Source organism: Bartonella sp. AC158YNML (assembly GCF_042196725.1).
Classification (GTDB): Bacteria; Pseudomonadota; Alphaproteobacteria; order Rhizobiales; family Rhizobiaceae; genus Bartonella.
Genome location: NZ_JBHIQU010000098.1, coordinates 1 through 248, shown reverse-complemented (window position 1 = coordinate 248; position 248 = coordinate 1). Strand labels below are relative to the sequence as shown.

Below are 248 nucleotides of genomic sequence, written 5' to 3'. Positions count from 1 at the left end.
ATTGTTACCATTAACAGATAGCTTCCAGCCTTTATTCACATAGTTTTGTAAATCTTTTAACTGTGCAATATTGACTGCATCAGTATCTTCTTTACCAGCTGCTACGCCTGTAATTTGCCGCGAAAATCTATTAGTATTATCACCAACACTAACAGCACCTAACGTACTTCTCCATACATAACTAGCATCTTCTGATGGAGCTTGTAGTAAAGGGCTGTAACCAGTAGAACTACCAGCAACCTCAGCTA

Annotated in this window: 1 protein-coding gene; it reads right to left on the bottom strand. The window is 38.7% G+C overall.

What is annotated here, in order from left to right; genetic code table 11:
• Window positions 1-248 (bottom strand): hypothetical protein (locus tag ACFIM1_RS09455; RefSeq protein ID WP_375694704.1); only part of this gene is annotated, 248 nt, incomplete at both ends.